A 1196-nucleotide genomic window follows, 5' to 3' on the forward strand; every position below is an offset into this window, starting at 1 on the left:
GCCGCCCCACCCCCAAGGGCTCGTCCTTCGTCCCGACTCATTTCTTCCTTTCTTTTCCAGAGCGACAATAAAATGAGCCATGGCCCATTATCTCAGCTAGAATAGAGTCGTCTCAAAACTTATCCAAAGGGAGATAATCGGTTTGGCTCAATTCCAGATTACTCTAGATGAGAAGATTTTGCATCAATTACTTTTCAGTGACACACATGAGGCCGGCATCAAAGCGCTTTTGGAGGCCATTCTGAACCAGATCCTCCAGGCACAGGCCGGCGAACAACTCGGCGCCGGAAATTATGAACGCACCCCGGAGCGCACCGATTATCGCAACGGGACCTATCCGCGGGCCCTGAAAACCCGCATCGGTAAACTGACGCTGAATATCCCGCGTCTGCGAAACGGCCGCTTCTCCACCGAGCTTTTTGGACGCTATCAGCGCAGCGAACAGGCTTTGGACCTGGCCCTGATGGAGATGGTGATTAACGGGGTTTCGACCCGACGTGTCAGCCAGGTAACCGAGCAGCTCTGCGGGACCGAGTTTTCCAAAACCACCGTTTCTGAGCTTTGCCAGAGGCTGGATCCGATTGTAGAGGGATGGAACAACCGACCGCTAGACGGGCGCTATCCGTTTCTCTTTGTCGACGCCGTGTATACGAAGATTCGTGAAAACGGCCGGGTCCGCTCCCGCGGCGTCCTGATCAGCTATGCCATCAGTAACCGTGGCCAGCGGGTTATTCTGGGCCTGAAAGTGGATGACAGCGAAAGCACGACGGCCTGGAAAGATTATTTCGATTGGCTGAAAGGACGCGGCCTCAAAGGGGTGGATCTCGTCATCAGCGATGATCACGGCGGCCTTGTCCAGGCCGTGCAGGAAGCCTTTCAGGGGGCGACCTGGCAGCGCTGCCAGGCGCACTTCCTGCGCAACGTCCGGGACGTGCTGCCCAAGGCTTTACGCGACGAAGGCGAGGCGCGCGTCCGGACGATCCTGCAGGCTCCGGACATCGAGACGGCCCGGACCCTGCTGCAGAAGTTCCTGAATGACTACGACGACCCGGCGCCCAAAGCCACTCAGCTGATGGAGGACGGCTTCGATGACGTCACGGCGGTGCTGCCCCTCCCCGAATTCTACCGCCGCAAAGTACGCACGACAAACATCCTGGAGCGCCTCAATCAAGAATTTCGCCGGCGGGAACGTGTGA

The 1196-nt window shown here is 57.6% G+C and carries 1 protein-coding gene; it reads left to right on the top strand.

The features are described from left to right. Positions 1-142 precede the first annotated feature (142 nt). On the top strand, positions 143-1196 hold a 1054-nt coding region (locus OYT88_RS20675; RefSeq protein WP_274402258.1), incomplete at its 3' end, for an IS256 family transposase.

The organism is Sporolactobacillus sp. CQH2019 (genome assembly GCF_028765345.1).
Taxonomy (GTDB): Bacteria; Bacillota; Bacilli; order Bacillales; family Sporolactobacillaceae; genus Sporolactobacillus.